The sequence below is a fragment of the Acetobacter musti genome (genome assembly GCF_011516835.1).
GTDB lineage: Bacteria > Pseudomonadota > Alphaproteobacteria > Acetobacterales > Acetobacteraceae > Acetobacter > Acetobacter musti.
Genome location: NZ_WOTB01000032.1, coordinates 23,244 through 38,845, shown reverse-complemented (window position 1 = coordinate 38,845; position 15,602 = coordinate 23,244). Strand labels below are relative to the sequence as shown.

Sequence of the window (15,602 nt, the reverse complement as noted above, 5' to 3'; positions counted from 1 at the left end):
GGACCGCAGACGATCCATCTGTTCGTCCGTCAGCCAGTACAGGTCGCTCATTTCCAGTCTCCTCACAGAGCCTGAATCAGTGTTCCGTACTCAAATCTATGAGCCCTCAGCCTAGAGAACTCTTTCGAATAGCCATGCTATAATGACTGATGCAGGCAGCGTAAATGCCAAAAATCCATAGTTATGCAGCCTTCACCTTACACAGATGACCTCGATCCTCATTTTAGCCATCAGGATTATTGCCATAGCCACCTGTAGGCAGAAGGCGCCCGTTATTGAACTCACGAGCATCACATAATTGGGAGCAACATTTTCGTGCTTGCTGTCTGCCGGGTAAAGGTGCTGACTATTATGCGTAAAACGCCCATGTGTGCGCATGACGAACAAATGAAAACAGACAAACTTCGGGGGAAAGATGATCGACAAGGAGGTTCGGAATATCGCAGAAGCTCTGGGCGATGTGCGCGACGGCTCCACCATTATGGTTGGAGGGTTCGGCTCTGTCGGACAACCTGACGCGCTCATTGAGGGGCTGATCGCACAGGGTGCGCGTGATCTCACGATCATCGCCAATAACGCAGGAAGCGGCATGACCGGACTGGCGAAGCTGATGGCAGCCGGCCATGTCCGGAAAATTATCTGCTCTTTTCCCCGTTCAGCGGGATCGACTGTCTTCGAGGAACTCTTCTCTGCAGGAAAGCTGGAACTCGAAATCGTGCCTCAGGGTACGCTGGCGGAGCGCATACGGGCCGCCGGAGCCGGAATTCCAGCCTTCTACACGGCTACCACTGTCGGAACCAGACTGGCTGAAGGCAAGGAAACCCGTGAGTTCAGTGGACGAACCTATGTCATGGAGCGTGCACTGCACGCAGACGTGGCTCTTATCGAAGCCTGGAGAACCGACCGGATGGGAAACTGCATCTATCGGGAAAGCGGGCGAAACTTCAACGCCGTCATGGCCATGGCCGGTGACCGGACTGTTGTCCAGAGTTGTGGAATGGTGACGCTCGGCATGCTCGATCCGGAAACCGTTGTGACGCCCGGGATCTTTGTTGATCAGGTGGTTGTTGTTCCGACCCATGCGCAAATCAATGAGACCGCCGGAGGGATGTGCTGATCATGAGTGGTTTTACTCCTCTTTCCCGTAAGCAAATCGCCGCACGTATAGCGCAGGATATCCCGGAGGGATGGTACGTTAATCTTGGAATAGGGATCCCGACGCTGATTGCAGATGCTATTCCCGAAGGCCGTGAAGTCATTCTGCACAGTGAGAACGGCATTCTGGGATTTGGGCCGGCTCCTGATCCCGACAAGATTGATCCGTGGCTGATCAACGCCGGAAAACAGCATGTCACCCTGCGTCCCGGGGGCAGTTTTTTTCATCACGCAGACAGTTTCGCGATCATTCGCGGTGGACATCTTGATCTGTGCGTATTGGGGGCCTTCGAAGTATCTGCAAACGGTGATCTGGCAAACTGGGCGACTTCCGCGCAGGACAGCGCACCGGCTGTCGGAGGTGCAATGGACCTGGCTGTCGGAACAAAGCGTGTCTGGGTCGCCACTGAGCATACGACCCGTGATGGCAAACCGAAACTTGTGGAAAGCTGCGCTTATCCGCTTACCGCACAAGGTGTCGTCGGCAGGATTTACACCAATCTCGCGGTCATTGATGTCACGGAAGGACGGTTTGTCGTGAGAGAGATGGTGCCTGGTCTGAGCCGCGAGGATTTGCAGAAACAGACCGGCGCCAGACTGATGTTTGAGGAAATGGAATATGCGTGAAGCTTATATCTGCGATTTCACGCGCAGTCCGATCGGACGTTATGCCGGAGCCCTGAGCTCTGTGCGCGCCGACGATCTTGCGGCCCACCCGCTGCGCGTACTGCGTGAACGAAACAGCAGCGTCGACTGGGATGCTCTTGATGATTGCTTCATGGGATGCGCCAATCAGGCGGGCGAGGACAATCGTAACGTTGCGCGGATGGCAGTTCTGCTGGCGGGATATCCCGTCAGCACACCGGGCACGACCATCAACCGTCTCTGTGGTTCGGGTCTTGATGCGGTCGGACAGGCCGCCCGTGCCCTGCGCAGCGGCGAAGCCGAACTGATGATTGCCGGCGGTGTTGAGAGCATGTCACGTGCGCCATTCGTGCAGGGAAAGGCGACGGAAGCTTTCTCCCGTGAAGCGGCTCTTTACGACACAACAATTGGGTGGCGGTTTATCAATCCGGCCATGCGGGAAGCCTGGGGATGCGACTCCATGCCCGAAACAGGTGAAAATGTTGCTGAGAGATTTAATATCACACGCGAAGATCAGGATGTTTTTGCTTTCGCATCACAGGTAAAGACTTCCCGCGCACAGGAGGAGGGCTATTTTACACGCGAAATTTCTCCCGTGACAGTTCGGACCCGGAAAACGGATGTTCTGGTCAGCGACGATGAGCATCCGCGCCCGGAAACCACGCTTGAGAGGCTTTCGAAACTGAGAGCGCCATTTCGCAAAACCGGAGGGACCGTCACGGCTGGAAACGCATCGGGAGTAAATGATGGCTCGGCAGCTCTGCTGCTTGCGACCGAGGTCGGCGCAAAAAAACATGGTCTGACCCCGCGGGCCCGGGTTATTGCGATGGCGACAGCCGGTGTCGAACCAGCCGTTATGGGGATTGGTCCGGTACCTGCCGTTCAGCGCGTTCTGAAAAAAACAGGACTGTCTCTTGATGATGTCGATCTCATCGAACTGAACGAAGCATTTGCAAGCCAGTCCCTTGCTGTCCTGCGCAGTCTTGGATTGCCTGATGACAGTGAAAGGGTCAATCCTCATGGCGGTGCCATTGCCCTTGGTCATCCGCTCGGCATGTCCGGCGCGCGGCTTGCTCTGACAGCGGTTAATGGCCTCGAGCAGCGTGGAGGGCGACGTGCACTGGTGACGATGTGCATTGGTGTCGGGCAGGGCATTGCAGCCCTGATCGAACGCATCTGACCGGCTGGCATTTCCAGTTACCTTCGGATTCAGAATATTCGGATTCAGAATATCCAGAATAAATAATAAAAATAACAGAGACAGGACGGAAAGATCCTGCTCATCCTGTGGAGGCTGGCATGTCTGGCTCTATTCCTTATGAACAACCACCGGCAACTTCGTCTGAGCATTGTGACAAACATGATCACCAGACTTCGGTGACGACCGGCAGCAGAGATCCTGCCGGCTGGACGTTCATGCGCACGATCATCATCGCATTGTGCTTCGGCGTGAACATGGTCGACGGTGTCGATGTACTGATGCTTTCCTATGTTGCACCCACTCTTTCGAAAGGGCTTAATCTGAACGCTGAACAGCTCGGCGTCGTTTTTAGTGCTGGCCTTGCAGGCATGGCGTTTGGCGGCCTGGTCCTTGCGCCCTTTTCTGACAAAACCGGCCGGCGACCTCTCATTATTTTTTCCGTCGTCCTGATGGCCGTCTGTATGATCGCTTCCGGCTATGCCTCGTCCATGGGAGAGCTTGTTGTATTGCGTATCGGTGTAGGTGCGGGAATCGGAGCTGCACTGGCCGGTATTGCCACGCTTGCAGCCGAATATGCACCGCCTAAACATCATGATTTTGCGGTAGCGATGCTACAGGGCGGCTATCCTATTGCCGCGACGATCACGGGTTTCATTGTCGCGCCCCTGATACATACATGGAGCTGGAATGCGCTTTTGATCGGCGCAGGTATTTTTTCTGCTTCCGCAATACCGCCTTTGTTTTTCTTTCTTCCGGAGTCGATGGAGTTTCTCGCTCAGAAGCGCCCGCGCAATGCATTGAACCGTATTCAGGCCATTGAGCGTCGTCTTCATCTTCCGCTGACAACCGAACTGCCCCCGCCTGCTCCGGTCGAAACACGAAATACAGGGGTCGGAGGCCTGTTTCGGGAAGGACGAGCCGCACGAACAGCTCTTTTGTGGACGTCCATCATAAGCGGATTCATGACACTGTATTTTATAATAAGCTGGATTCCGAAACTGACGGTCGAGGCGGGCCTTGAGGTATCGGATAGCATCTATGCCGGCGCACTTTACAATATCGGAGCGTTTCTCGGCAGCGCGACCATTGGCATCGTTGCAATCCGCCTTACGCTGCACCGGACAATAATGCTCTATCTGTTTCTGGCAGCCACGGCCCTGGTTGTATTCGGTACTATCACAATGCCTCTTGCAGTCATGCTGTTTGTCGCTTTTCTCATCGGTATCTTTCTTCAAGGTGGATTTAACGGGCATTATCCGCTCGCCGCCAGCCTTTATCCGGTGAAGGTCCGGGCAACCGGTATGGGCTGGGCCATGGGCGTAGGGCGTATCGGCGCCGTGGCAGGACCCTATATCGGTGGACTTCTTCTTCAGAATCATGTTCGTATTTCCTATATTTTTCCGATATACAGCATCCCTCTCGTGATCTGTATCATCTGTGTCTTTTCGATGTCTGTTCTCCAGCGTTCTGCCGGAAGGAGTGTTCCATGAGCTGGCTTTGTGGTCTCGTAGGTGAAGGAATAGCGGCTTCCCGCAGCCCGGCAATGCACGAACGCGAGGCTAAAAACCTTGGGGAAATTCTTGTCTATCGTGTTGTGGATACGGCGGCGTGGGAAGGCACTGCAGCCGACCTTCCGGTTATTTTTCAATGGCTGAAACGCTTCAATTATAACGGCGTCAATGTTACGCATCCTTATAAACAGGCTGTCATTCCGCTGCTTGACGAACTGTCGGATGCAGCTTCGGCTATCGGTGCTGTCAATACGGTCGTATTCCGGAACGGAAAATATATCGGGCATAATACCGACTGGTCAGGCTATGCGGCGAATTTCCGCAGAACTCTCCCTGATGCCTCGCTTGAGCGGGTCGGACAGATCGGTGCCGGCGGTGCGGCATCGGCCGTTGGATATGCTCTTCTGACTCTTGGTGCCAGAGAGCTGAAGCTTTTCGACGTTGACAGAGCACGTGCAACTGCTCTTGCTGAGCGGCTGCAGAAACTGTTTCCTGAAACGCGTGTCAGTGCAGTGAGCCGGGTGGAGGATGCGATCACAGGCGCTTCCGGCGTGGTCCAGACATCGCCCATTGGCATGTCCACACATCCAGGAGTGCCATTTTCACCGGATCTTCTTTCGTCTGAGCAATGGTTTTCCGAAGTGATTTATTTCCCCAGGGAAACCGAACTCCTTGCTCAGGCACGAGCAAAAGGATGTCCCACAGTTAGCGGCGTCGGTATGGCGGTCTTCCAGGCTGCTGATGCGTTCGAGCTGTTTACCGGCCTCAGGCCCGACAGGGAGCGGATGCTAAAGGAGTTTGACTGATGAAACGGGAACTCTCCCTGGCGCATCTGACGGTTATCTCTCTCCCTCCACCGGAAATGATCCGTGTTGCCTCCCGTACCGGCTATCAGAGTGTGGGACTTCGTCTGATCCGCGTGACGCCGCAAAGTCCGGGTTATCCTCTGATGGACGATGCTGTCATGTTACGTGAAACACGTGCAGCAATGTCCGAAACAGGTATCCGGGTTCATGACATTGAATTCGTGAAACTGGAACCCGATCTGAATGTGCAGTCGCTTGACCGGTTCTGTGCCACTGGTGCGGAACTCGGAGCATCGCGCCTGATCGTGGCGCCCTACGATCCTGATCTGTCCAGGATGGCCGACAGATTTGCCGAAATCTGTGCCTTGTCTGCCAGTTATGGGCTCGGTGTGGTCCTTGAATTCTTTCCCTGGACCGTCGTGCCGAATCTTGCAGAGGCTTTGGCATTGCGTAAGCAGGCCGGATCACCGGAAAATGGTGGTATCCTGGTGGACGCCCTGCATTTCTTCCGCTCAGGCAGCAGCTTTTCGGATCTTCAGGGTCTGAACTCTGCCGTGCTGCCTTTTCTTCATCTGTGTGATGGACCGGCGCATGGCGCAGACGATCTGGAAGGACGTCTCCGGGAGGCCCGTGCTGAGCGCCTGGCACCGGGAGAAGGTGCCCTTCCGCTACATTCCCTGATTACGGCAATGCCAGCTGAAATTCCCGTCAGTCTTGAAGTGCCTCTTGAACGGATGACTGCAGAAAGAGGTGCTGAGGCTGGCGCCCTTCACGTCTCCCGGGCAGCGACACGATGTTTTGAAGTGATGGAGTTTTCATCATGCTGACCAGTATGCAGGGTGAAATACCGGCTGTGATTTGTCCGGTCACCTGCAGGACGCCTGAAGAGGCTGTTCATTTTATCCGGCGGCTTTCGAAAGACCACAGGACGGACATCATTGAACTGCGCCTCGATTATATGTGGCCGGATATGACTGTGGACGGGCTTGTCCAGCTTTGCAGGACAGCAAAAGATATTCTGGGTGAAAAGCCGCTCATTGCTACATTTCGGACACATGCAGAAGGTGGTGAAGCATCCATTACGGATGCTGAATATGTTGCCCTGAAATGCGATATCGCGAAAGCTGGCTGCGCTTCTTATATCGATGTCGAATACAATCGGGGCAGAAGTGTTGTGGATAACATCCTCGGATCTGCCCGGGTGTATGGTATGAAAACTATACTATCTACACACGACTTTCAAAAAACCGACTCTGAAGATCGTCTTCTTGAAAAACTCGTTGTCATGAAACAGACGAGTCCTGATATCGTTAAAATGGCTGTTATGCCGCTCAGACCGGATGATGTTCTGCGCCTCCTGTCGGCAACTGCTGCCATGAAAGAACTTTATCCGGATACACCTCTGATTACCATGTCGATGGGCAGGCTCGGAGCCGTGTCGCGTCTGATCGGTGGTGTGTTTGGCTCCATTGCCACCTTCGCTGCGGCCGGACATGGATCTGCGCCAGGGCAGATGCAACTTGGCCCCATGCGGGATGTTCTGACAATAATATCAGAGGCATCGGGGTCAGCCTGATCGGATATTCAACAACCCCGGGTGGCAGGAGTATAGAATGCTGGATGCGATTGCGACTGTTTCTTTGGGAGGTACGCTTCGGGAAAAGCTTGAAGCAATCGCTGAAGCTGGTTTTACAGCAGCTGAGATCTTCGAAAACGATTTCGTCTCTTCTGAGCTCTCCGCTGCCGATGTGCGTATGCTGATGAATGATCTTGGATTGCGAAACATTCTTTACCAGCCGTTTCGGAATTTTGAAGGACTGACAGGTGATGCGCGGCGCAGGGCGTTCAGTCGTGCGGAACATAAATTCGACCTGATGCAGGAAATGGGAACAGATCTGCTCCTGGTCTGCTCGACAACTCTGAAAGAAGCGGATGGTGACCATGGCAGGATCGTTGATGATTTCAGGGAGCTTGGAGAGCGTGCTGCCCGGCGTGGCCTGCGGATAGGATACGAGGCCCTTGCGTGGGGGCGCCATATCAACGATCACCGGCAGGTCGCCGCAATTGTCGCTGACGTCGATCTGCCTTCCGTAGGAATTATTCTGGACAGTTTCCATTCTCTGGCCCGAAAAATTCCACCGTCATCTCTGAATGACCTTGATCCTGAAAAGATATTCCTCGTTCAGATGGCCGATGCACCACTCATGAACATGGATCTGCTGCAGTGGAGCCGGCATTTTCGCTGCATGCCGTTGCAGGGCGGTCTTCCGGTCACGGAGTGGGTCGCTGCACTGATGCAGATCGGCTATGACGGCCCTCTGTCTCTGGAGATTTTTAACGATCGTTTTCGTGCCGGTCTCTCAGGGACGATCGCGACTGATGGTCATCGGTCACTGGTAGCTGTGCGAGATGATGCTCGTCGTCTTCTTACAGGCGAAGGGATATTACCTCCGCGTTCTGAAGCTGCCCTTCGGTTTGTTGAATTTTCAACAACGAGTTTCAGAAGAAATGATTTCTCTGAAATGATTGAGGCAATCGGTTTTCGTAAAACTGGTTCACACAAAAAAAGAGACATAGATCTCTGGCAAAGCTCAGAGGGTCTTCCGATCATTCTGAATCATGAGACAGAATCTTTTGCCGGCAGTTACGGTCTGGTACATGGTAACTCCCTGTGCGCCATAGGCGTACAGGTTGCTGATCGTAAAGCAGCAGCTGACCGCGCTGTCAGTCTTGGTATGAAGCCGGCTGACGAAAGCTCCGGCAGTCTGGCACAGTATTCTGTTCCGGCGATACGGGGGATCGGAGGTAGTCTGATTTATCTCCTTGATGACGGCATAATGAGAGAACTTCTGGAAAAGGAGTTCGAAATAAATGATCCGGTAAAAGGAGATGGTCGAAAAAAAATCATATCTTTTGATCATTTAGCCTCTGTTGTGCGGTATGATGAATTTTTGTCCTGGGTGCTTTACTGGACGAGTTTGTTCGACCTTCGGCCATGCGAGGAAGTCGATCTTATTGATCCGGGAGGTGTCGTACAGAGTCAGGCTCTGGAAAACAGAAGGGCATCTTTACGTCTGACACTGAACGGTGCGCTGGGCGGGCGCACACTTGCATCGCGTTTCGAGAAAAAATTCATGGGGTCGGGATACCAGCACCTTGCGCTGGAAACAGATGATATTTTCTCTTTTGCAGATGATCTCAAAGAAAGAGGTTTTCCGGTTCTTCGGATAGGGAAAAACTATTATGACGATCTGCAGGCCCGCTTTGATCTGAGTGATGCGCTGATAACTTCTCTTTCGGAGAGAAATATTCTTTATGACTGTGACGAGACAGGTGGAGAATTTTATCAGATATTTTCAAGGGCTATCGACAAGATGTTTTTCTTTGAAATAGTGCAGCGCACCGGAGGTTACGCCGGTTATGGAGCTGCCAATACGCAGGTCAGGCTGACAGCGCAACGTCTCGCCGGCGAGACAGAAGAGGCTTCCGCGCTGCTTACATAAAAGAAGATCTGACAGAAAAATTGCGTGCAATTCGTTATCAGACTGCGCTTATGTCAGGAAACAAAAATCTTTTTCCTGATTATCGCTGGTAATGTTATATTGCCCGAAAATAAAATAAAAACACAAATCGGGGAAGCCGGTATGAAGAAAGCAGGGTCAGAACAGTTTTTCAGAGAACTCAGTGGAACAGGTATCGAAGCAGAGAGCTCCGTGTGGGCAAATCTGAGCTGTGCTGCGCTTGTGGAGCATGCAATTCGGCGTAATGAAGCAAAACTTTCCGACAGTGGCGCTGTTGTCGCTCTTACAGGCGAACATACAGGCAGGTCCGTACGGGATAAATTCATTGTAAGGGAACCAGATAGTGAAGCGGATGTCTGGTGGGGAGACACCAACGCTTCTCTTGAGCCGGAAAAATTCAGACAGGCAGGTCAGGATGTCAGGGCGTGGCTCGCGAAACAGGATCTTTTTGTTCAGGATCTCTATGCCGGTGCTGATCCTGCTCATCGTATCCGCGTACGGGTTGTGACCACTCATGCCTGGAACGCCCTTTTTGCCCGCAATATGTTTATCCGCCCCGGCAAAGACGAACTTGAGCGGTTCGAGCCGGATTATGTTATTCTGCACGCTCCGGAATTCCGGATGCAACCGGCCGTACATGGAACGCGGTCTGAAACCGGAGTTCTTCTGTCCTTCGGGCAAAGGCTGATCGTCATCGCCGGCACCGAATATGCCGGAGAAATCAAGAAAGCCATCTTCACGGTCATGAACTGGCTGCTGCCTTCTCAGAACGTTCTCCCGATGCACTGTTCTGCCAATGTGGGTGAGAATGAGGATGTCGCGTTATTTTTTGGTCTGTCGGGTACTGGCAAGACAACACTTTCGGCCAATTCTCGCAGACAGCTTATCGGTGATGATGAGCACGGCTGGGGACAGGACGGTGTCTTCAATTTCGAAGGTGGCTGTTACGCAAAAGTCATCAATCTGAGCAGGGAAGCCGAACCGGAAATATGGGCGGCTTCCAACCGTTTTGGAGCTGTCCTTGAAAATGTCATCCTGGATGATGACCGCGTACCTCGGTTTGATGACGGGTCTCTCACGGAAAATACACGGTCATGCTATCCGATTGACTATGTACCCAATGCCCGTCTCAGCGGCAGAGCCGGAAAACCACGTCACGTCATTATGCTGACGGCAGATGCTTTCGGCGTGCTTCCGCCCATTTCACGGCTGAATCCGGCGGAAGCGGCTTATCAGTTCATGTCGGGTTACACCGCCCGGATTTCCGGAACAGAAAAAGGCCTGGGCAAGGAACCACAGGCGACATTCAGCGCCTGTTTCGGCGCCCCCTTTCTTCCGCGGACGCCCCAGACCTACGCCCGGCAGCTTGAGACATTCCTGTCGGAGCAGAACGTGACCTGCTGGCTTTTGAATACAGGCTGGACCGGAGGCATTTACGGGACCGGAACACGGATCAGGCTGGCGCATACACGGGCGCTGGTGGACGCTGTGCTCAATGGCGATCTGGACCACGCCTCATTCCGTGTCGAACCTCATTTTGGTCTCATGATTCCGGTCAGTGTGCCTGGTGTTCCGGATGATCTTCCTGATCCGGAAAATGCCTGGGAAGATAAAGCCGCTTATGCGCGAACCGCACGCGGGCTGGTGGCACGTTTTGTGGACAATTTCCGCTCGATGGAGGCTGGTGCTCCGAAAGCCGTGCAGGTTGTGGCGCGCGCATGGATGGATCGGGCAGCGCGCTGACAGATCCTGACGTAAGATCCGGCCTGAATGCGGCGAGGACCATGCCGGTCGTGGTTTCGCTGCATGGTGCCAGCCGTATCAGCAGATTTGGCAGTCTGACTTCCGTTACTGTATGAGCGCGATAACCGGAGGATTATGCAGCCTCCTGTCCCGGAAGACTTTCGACGAAAAAATCCAGCATAAAATCTCTGACAAAATGAAACATGTCGATGCCCGTTGCCGTATGGCAGCCTTTTTCGAGGGCTGCGGCAATCAGCGGCGTTACGACCGGCTCGGTGATCACGTCACCGACAACCATATCCGCCTGCAGACTCTCCCTGGGTACGGGAAGCGGGTCATCGGGCTTCATTCCGGCGGGACTTGCATTGCACACCAGGGAAAATCCATGTGCATCGGGTGAGGAAACCGCCCGGACTCGGGCCTGCGCCGTCATGCCGCCATGTTCCAGGCGCCGAATGAGATTTTCGAGGCGCTCTCGGTCAGGATCATAAATGCCAAGTTCCGTGACACCAGCGTTCAGAAGCGCGTAAGCAATAGCGCTGCCCGCCCCACCAGCTCCTGTCAGAAGAGCTGATGCACCTTCCGGCTTTGCACCGGCATTTCGCAACGCCTGGAGAAAGGCTTCTCCGTCAAGCATGTCGCCATACCAGCCTCCGTCAGGCAGACGGCGGGCGACGTTGGCCACACCCAGTATGTCTGCGCGAGGACTCAGCACCCGGCAGAGATCATGTGTGGCGAATTTATGAGGAATGGTTGCGATAAAGCCCGGAATATTCTGCATCGACAGAAGCATCTGCCCGAACAGTGGAAAACCGTTCGGGCAGACATGGGCCGGGATGCAAAGCGCATTGACACCGCGCTCACGAAATCCTTCCGACATGCCCTGTGGCGATTTTACCTGAGAGATGGGATCGCCAACAATGGGATAAATTTTTGTATTACCGTCAATTTTCCAGAGCATATCTATACCTTATTTGTATTTTTCATCTGTAACTTCCTTATGTTTCACCTCTTGCCCTGTTATTTATCGAAACAGGAACCGCATATTCGATCAGCGTGGCAGATAAGAAGGTTTCTTCTTCCATAATCATTTTTTGCTGTGATTCTCAGCAAGAATTTCTTTCGCGCACCGTATGGCGCTGTTTGCTCGCGGTATCCCGGCATAGACGGCGACATGAAGCAGCAGTTCGGCGATATCCTCCGAAGAACATCCCGTATTGCGGGACGCCCGGACATGCAGGGCGAATTCTTCCTCACAGCCCAGTGCTGCGAGCAGAGCCAGGGTTATGACTGAACGTGTTCTTCGGTCGAAGTTTGGGCGCGACCACACCTGCCCCCAGGCGGTACGTGTGATGAAGGTCTGGAAATACTGGTCGAAATCCGTCATGCGTTCTGTTGAGCGCGCGACATGTTCCGCTCCCAGGACAGCGCGGCGTACGTCCATTCCCCGGCTGTAAAGATCTGGGGGATGACTGTCCTCTGGCTCTCCGGCGAGGAATGTCAGAAGGGCTTCGGCGATCGCTTCCGGCTGTTCGACTGTCGGGATATGGGATGCCTGTGGTATAACCGTCATCCGGGCTGACGGGATGGTTCCGGCGAGATCCCGGGCGACGGAAACAGGTGTAGAAGGATCATCCTCGCCTACCAGCACCAAAGTTGGTTGCCTGATATTTCCGATGTCTTTGGAGAGATCACACTGGGCCAGCGCTTCACAGGCTGCTGCATATCCCTCCGGGTCGGTGCGCAGAAAGATCTGTCGCAGACCGAGTGCGGCCGGCGTGTCCATGCAGGCTGGCGTGACCCACCGGCTCATGACAGCGTCGCCCATGTCATGAAGACCGCCGGACCGGACTGTTGCCGCTCTTTCATTCCAGGATGAACTGGTGGGAAAAACCGCGGCTGTATCGATCAGTGTCAGAGATAAGACGCGTTCCGGATCACTCAGCGCCATGCTCTGAGCGATCAGCCCGCCGATGGAAACGCCGGCGACATGTGCATGTTCGATCGAGAGGGCATCCATGAGAGCAAATGCGTCTCCCGCCAGACCCTCAATCGTATACGGCCCTGGTGACACACTGGTCAGACCATGCCCGCGCATATCCGGACGGATCACACGATAGCGGCGGGAAAGGCCGCCGATCAGGCCGTCCCAGATATCCGAGGATGTGCCCAATGAATGAAGGAGCAGCAGCACTGGCGCACCGGGGGGACCATCGATCCGGACATTTACGTTCAGATCAGGAAGCTTTATGAACATTCCTCATTTCCTCCATTACGCCATGCTTCCAGGGCACGGATGCAGAAGGCACGGGCGTTTCCGAGATAACCCGCCGGATTCATGAGACGACTGATGTCGTCCGGCGACAGGATGGCCGTGACCCGGTCATCTTCCCGAAGCACCGTATCGAGCGTCACGTTACGCTTTACGGCGGTTCGGGTCAGTTGCTGGAGCAGGTGATGAGCAGCTTCCCGTCCCAGTCGGTTCGCAAGCTCCATACTGACGGCTTCCGCCATCATCAGTCCGCGGGTCTTTCCCAGATCATTCCGCATGGCATCGGGACATATCTCCATTGCTTCGACCGTGTCCGCCATCTGTGCCGCAGAGGCGCTGGTCAGACGCAGCAGCGCCGGCAGGGTCTGCCATTCCGCGTGCCAGCCACCGAGGCCGCGCTCATGTTCCTGCACCATGGCGGAGAGCAGCGTGGCTACCAGACCGGGAGCCTGCGTCGCCACCGAGAGTGCTATCGCGCAGCCAACAGGATTGCGCTTGTGGGGCATGGTTGACGAGCCGCCCTGCCCCTTGCCCCCGGGAGGCAGTGTTTCAGCGATTTCCGTCTGCATCATCAGGGAGAGATCACGGGCCAGCTTGCCAAGTGCGCCGCAGAGTATGCCGAGGGCACTGCCGCACGCGGCCAGATCACTGCGCAGCGTATGCCATGGCAACGGCGGCACACCCAGCTTCAGACGCCGGGCCAGTTCAGCAGCGACCTCGATGCCCCGCCCGTCAAGGGATGCGAGCGTGCCGGCAGCGCCACCGAACTGCACGCAGGAGGCCTGCGCCACGGCTGCTTCCAGGTGCCAGCGCGCCCGCGTGACAGCGGTGAGCCAGCCCGCGGCCTTCAGGCCGAATGTAGTGGGCACCGCGTGCTGGAGCCAGGTTCTGCCCGGCAGCACGGTTCCGATGTGATCCTTCGTGATCCCTGCCAGAGTCTGTTCGAGGCGCTGCAGGTCGGCTCTGATGGCCATGACAGCCTCCTGCAGTTGCAGGATCGTGGCCGTGTCGATCACGTCCTGACTTGTCGCGCCCCAATGGACATAGCGCGCGGCTTCAGAGTTCTCTCTGGCGACCATGGCGGTAAAAGCGGCCACAAACGGGATGGCAATATTCCCTGCCCGGGCGGCCGCGGCCGCAAGAGCTGGCACATTTATCCCTTCCGGCCGGGCACAGAAGGCAATGTGCCGGGCGGCCTGGACAGGAATGATATCGAGGGCTGCTTCTGCTTCAGCCAGGGCGACTTCGAACGCCATCATGGTCCGCAGTCGCGCCTGATCATCAAGTGCGGCGGAAACGGCCTGCGTCGTGAACATGCCGTCCAGCAGAATGTCACTCCCGGTTCCGGCGGTCTCGAAGCGGGCGTCAGACATCGAAGAACACGGTTTCATTCTCGCCCTGAATATGGATATCAAACCAGTAGGTCGGTACGCCGCTGTTCTCTTCATCCCGTTTCGCAATCAGCGTATCCGCGCGTTCCGGTCCCACGAGATCCAGGATCGGGTCGTGTGCGTTGGCTTCGGATTCCGGGAAGTAGAGACGGGTCACGAGACGTCTGAGAAGTCCGCGGCCGAACAGACCGATCGCGATATGCGGCGCCTGTTCCGTATTCCCCGGTCCTGGTACCGGTCCGGGACGGACGGTATGAAATGTGAAGACGCCGTCTTCGTTTGTCGGGCACCGGCCAAATCCGATGAAAGCCGGATCGGCGGGCACTTCTGTGCGGTTGTCTTCCGGATGATCGTAACGTCCGCTGCTGCTGGCCTGCCAGATCTCAACCATGGCGTCGCTGACGGGCTGATCCATCGCGTCCAGAACCCGGCCCCTGATGATGATCCGCTCTCCCTGCACGCCTTCGCGCAGAAGGTTTTCTCCACCCTCCCAGGGAAGTGCGTAATGGAAGAAGGGGCCGACCGTCTGCCAGGGCGTCAAAGGCCGCACTTCAGAAACAAGGGTGTCGCTCATTGTGGATTCTCCATCGGCGTCGCATTCCGGCCCCGCAGGACGATGTCAAAGACATAGCCGAGTGCCCATTCGTTTTCGGTCGTGTCGATATCAAACCGGGATACCATGCGGTTACGCGCTTCCGACGGCACGGCGCAGGCAATGGGATCAATATCAATCAGCGGGTCACCGGGAAAATACATCTGCGTAATCAGACGCGTGGCAAAGCATGGGCCGAAAAGAGAGAAATGAATATGAGCCGGGCGCCATGCATTATAGTGATTACGCCATGGATAGGCGCCCGGTTTGATGGTGACGAAGCGATAGCGGCCTTCTTCGTCTGTCACCACGCGACCCTGCCCGGTAAAATTGGGATCAAGCGGCGCATCATGCTGATCTTTCTTGTGGACATAGCGACCGGCAGAATTGCACTGCCAGACTTCAACCACCGTGTTGGGAACGGGATGACCGCGATCATCAAGCACACGACCGGAGACAATGATACGTTCGCCAAGCGGCTCACCTTTTCCTTCCTGGGTCATGTCATGGACCGGTGCACGGAGGAGGCGCTCGCCAAAATCTGCCGGGCCGGTCACCTCTGTCAGGGTCTGCGGAATCCGCACGAGTGGCTTGCGGGGTGAACGGGCGACTGTGCTGACATATCCGGGGGCGAATGAAGGTGGCTCGGAGAGAGCCTGTGGGGAATACTGGAGCACATCCATTGTTTTTTCCTTTTTGCTCCGGACCGTCTTCACCGCCACGCTTCTGACCGGGATGGATGCGAAGGGCGTTGTGCATGGCATT

At 55.3% G+C, this 15,602-nt stretch carries 14 protein-coding genes; 9 read left to right on the top strand and 5 right to left on the bottom strand.

All coding sequences use genetic code 11. The annotated features are described in order from the left end of the window. Positions 1 to 415 precede the first annotated feature (415 nt). The 9 genes from GOB93_RS17280 (at position 416) to pckA (ending at position 10,582) form a co-directional block, all read left to right on the top strand. A complete protein-coding gene (locus GOB93_RS17280; protein WP_173584734.1) occupies positions 416 to 1,117 on the top strand; it encodes a 3-oxoacid CoA-transferase subunit A in 702 nt (233 codons plus the stop codon). A gap of 2 nt (positions 1,118 to 1,119) precedes the next feature. Further along, complete coding sequence (locus tag GOB93_RS17275; RefSeq protein WP_173584733.1) at positions 1,120 to 1,782, top strand: 3-oxoacid CoA-transferase subunit B; 663 nt, start codon at positions 1,120 to 1,122, stop codon at positions 1,780 to 1,782. Further along, positions 1,775 to 2,980, top strand: a complete 1,206-nt coding sequence (gene pcaF, locus GOB93_RS17270) for a 3-oxoadipyl-CoA thiolase (RefSeq protein WP_173584732.1) — start codon at positions 1,775 to 1,777, stop codon at positions 2,978 to 2,980. The genes GOB93_RS17275 and pcaF overlap by 8 nt, the downstream gene beginning before the upstream one ends. A gap of 119 nt (positions 2,981 to 3,099) precedes the next feature. After that, positions 3,100 to 4,491: an MFS transporter gene (locus tag GOB93_RS17265; RefSeq protein ID WP_173584731.1), complete on the top strand. Its 1,392-nt coding sequence runs from the start codon at positions 3,100 to 3,102 to the stop codon at positions 4,489 to 4,491. Continuing rightward, positions 4,488 to 5,318, top strand: a complete 831-nt coding sequence (locus tag GOB93_RS17260) for a shikimate dehydrogenase (protein ID WP_173584730.1) — start codon at positions 4,488 to 4,490, stop codon at positions 5,316 to 5,318. Before GOB93_RS17265 ends, GOB93_RS17260 begins: the two co-directional genes overlap by 4 nt. Next, positions 5,318 to 6,145, top strand: coding sequence for a sugar phosphate isomerase/epimerase family protein (locus GOB93_RS17255; protein WP_173584729.1), 828 nt, complete (start codon positions 5,318 to 5,320; stop codon positions 6,143 to 6,145). Before GOB93_RS17260 ends, GOB93_RS17255 begins: the two co-directional genes overlap by 1 nt. Further along, entirely contained in the window at positions 6,139 to 6,894 is a 756-nt protein-coding gene (gene aroD, locus GOB93_RS17250) for a type I 3-dehydroquinate dehydratase (protein WP_173584728.1), read from the top strand. Before GOB93_RS17255 ends, aroD begins: the two co-directional genes overlap by 7 nt. 37 nt (positions 6,895 to 6,931) lie before the next feature. After that, positions 6,932 to 8,821 carry a bifunctional sugar phosphate isomerase/epimerase/4-hydroxyphenylpyruvate dioxygenase family protein gene (locus tag GOB93_RS17245; RefSeq protein ID WP_173584727.1) on the top strand — a complete coding sequence of 630 codons (1,890 nt, stop codon included), beginning with the start codon at positions 6,932 to 6,934 and terminating at the stop codon, positions 8,819 to 8,821. Positions 8,822 to 8,962: 141 nt separating this feature from the next. Beyond that, the gene (pckA, locus tag GOB93_RS17240) at positions 8,963 to 10,582 is read left to right on the top strand and encodes a phosphoenolpyruvate carboxykinase (ATP) (protein ID WP_173584726.1); all 1,620 of its coding nucleotides are present in this window, start codon (positions 8,963 to 8,965) and stop codon (positions 10,580 to 10,582) included. A 133-nt stretch (positions 10,583 to 10,715) separates the two neighbouring features. On the opposite strand, the gene GOB93_RS17235 is transcribed toward pckA, so the two are convergent. From GOB93_RS17235 to pcaH, 5 genes are all read right to left on the bottom strand, one after another. Beyond that, the gene (locus GOB93_RS17235; RefSeq protein WP_173584725.1) at positions 10,716 to 11,543 is read right to left on the bottom strand and encodes a shikimate dehydrogenase family protein; all 828 of its coding nucleotides are present in this window, start codon (positions 11,541 to 11,543) and stop codon (positions 10,716 to 10,718) included. Positions 11,544 to 11,669: 126 nt separating this feature from the next. Then, on the bottom strand, positions 11,670 to 12,839 hold the full coding sequence (gene pcaDC / locus GOB93_RS17230; RefSeq protein WP_173584724.1) for a bifunctional 3-oxoadipate enol-lactonase/4-carboxymuconolactone decarboxylase PcaDC: 1,170 nt from the start codon (positions 12,837 to 12,839) through the stop codon (positions 11,670 to 11,672). Then, positions 12,830 to 14,227 carry a 3-carboxy-cis,cis-muconate cycloisomerase gene (pcaB, locus tag GOB93_RS17225; protein WP_173584723.1) on the bottom strand — a complete coding sequence of 466 codons (1,398 nt, stop codon included), beginning with the start codon at positions 14,225 to 14,227 and terminating at the stop codon, positions 12,830 to 12,832. The genes pcaDC and pcaB overlap by 10 nt, the downstream gene beginning before the upstream one ends. Beyond that, the gene (gene pcaG, locus GOB93_RS17220) at positions 14,220 to 14,819 is read right to left on the bottom strand and encodes a protocatechuate 3,4-dioxygenase subunit alpha (RefSeq protein ID WP_173584722.1); all 600 of its coding nucleotides are present in this window, start codon (positions 14,817 to 14,819) and stop codon (positions 14,220 to 14,222) included. Before pcaG ends, pcaB begins: the two co-directional genes overlap by 8 nt. Continuing rightward, positions 14,816 to 15,520 carry a protocatechuate 3,4-dioxygenase subunit beta gene (gene pcaH / locus GOB93_RS17215; RefSeq protein WP_173584737.1) on the bottom strand — a complete coding sequence of 235 codons (705 nt, stop codon included), beginning with the start codon at positions 15,518 to 15,520 and terminating at the stop codon, positions 14,816 to 14,818. Before pcaH ends, pcaG begins: the two co-directional genes overlap by 4 nt. Positions 15,521 to 15,602: the final 82 nt, after the last annotated feature.

What these genes read in the sequence shown, in the direction of transcription:
- GOB93_RS17260 (WP_173584730.1), top strand. Translation starts at nt 4,488, where the DNA reads ATGAGCTGGCTTTGTGGTCTCGTAGGTGAAGGAATAGCGGCTTCCCGC.
- pckA (WP_173584726.1), top strand. Translation starts at nt 8,963, where the DNA reads ATGAAGAAAGCAGGGTCAGAACAGTTTTTCAGAGAACTCAGTGGAACA.
- GOB93_RS17280 (WP_173584734.1), top strand. Translation starts at nt 416, where the DNA reads ATGATCGACAAGGAGGTTCGGAATATCGCAGAAGCTCTGGGCGATGTG.
- pcaB (WP_173584723.1), bottom strand. Translation starts at nt 14,227, where the DNA reads ATGTCTGACGCCCGCTTCGAGACCGCCGGAACCGGGAGTGACATTCTG.
- pcaG (WP_173584722.1), bottom strand. Translation starts at nt 14,819, where the DNA reads ATGAGCGACACCCTTGTTTCTGAAGTGCGGCCTTTGACGCCCTGGCAG.
- GOB93_RS17255 (WP_173584729.1), top strand. Translation starts at nt 5,318, where the DNA reads ATGAAACGGGAACTCTCCCTGGCGCATCTGACGGTTATCTCTCTCCCT.
- pcaH (WP_173584737.1), bottom strand. Translation starts at nt 15,520, where the DNA reads ATGGATGTGCTCCAGTATTCCCCACAGGCTCTCTCCGAGCCACCTTCA.
- GOB93_RS17265 (WP_173584731.1), top strand. Translation starts at nt 3,100, where the DNA reads ATGTCTGGCTCTATTCCTTATGAACAACCACCGGCAACTTCGTCTGAG.
- aroD (WP_173584728.1), top strand. Translation starts at nt 6,139, where the DNA reads ATGCTGACCAGTATGCAGGGTGAAATACCGGCTGTGATTTGTCCGGTC.
- GOB93_RS17275 (WP_173584733.1), top strand. Translation starts at nt 1,120, where the DNA reads ATGAGTGGTTTTACTCCTCTTTCCCGTAAGCAAATCGCCGCACGTATA.
- GOB93_RS17245 (WP_173584727.1), top strand. Translation starts at nt 6,932, where the DNA reads ATGCTGGATGCGATTGCGACTGTTTCTTTGGGAGGTACGCTTCGGGAA.
- pcaDC (WP_173584724.1), bottom strand. Translation starts at nt 12,839, where the DNA reads ATGTTCATAAAGCTTCCTGATCTGAACGTAAATGTCCGGATCGATGGT.
- pcaF (WP_173584732.1), top strand. Translation starts at nt 1,775, where the DNA reads ATGCGTGAAGCTTATATCTGCGATTTCACGCGCAGTCCGATCGGACGT.
- GOB93_RS17235 (WP_173584725.1), bottom strand. Translation starts at nt 11,543, where the DNA reads ATGCTCTGGAAAATTGACGGTAATACAAAAATTTATCCCATTGTTGGC.